Source organism: Treponema sp. R6D11 (assembly GCF_054786075.1).
The window spans coordinates 1-415 of the sequence record NZ_BDHD01001006.1; the positions used below are offsets into that span (position 1 = coordinate 1).

Annotated in this window: 1 protein-coding gene; it reads left to right on the top strand. The window is 28.4% G+C overall.

What is annotated here, in order from left to right; translation table 11 throughout:
* Nucleotides 1-415 (top strand): HNH endonuclease (locus ACYVTD_RS17220; RefSeq protein ID WP_461248859.1); only part of this gene is annotated, 415 nt, incomplete at both ends.

Sequence of the window (415 nt, forward strand, 5' to 3'; positions counted from 1 at the left end):
GACATATACCTATATTAATCCCCCTAAACGTAAAAATGGAAAAATAAGATATTGGCATATACCATTCTTGGGCACTGAAAAAAAGGGGAAATTTCCATGGATTTTGCGGAATGAATTGAAAGATGCTTTATTAAGTATATATATTGAAAAGAAAATAAAATTAAAATTACCAGAAGAGTATATTGAGGAAATATCTACTTTTATCGAAGGGAAACAAAAATCTGTTTTAACTACTATCTATGAAAGAAATCCAAAAGCCAGGGAAGCCTGTTTAAAACATCATGGGTATAAATGTAAAATTTGCGGTTTTGATTTTGAAGAAAAATATGGTGCAATTTCACCGCCAGATGCCTTAAAATTATCACTTTCCAATAGAAATAATAGTATATTTAATACTTTCTCATTAGTTATATAT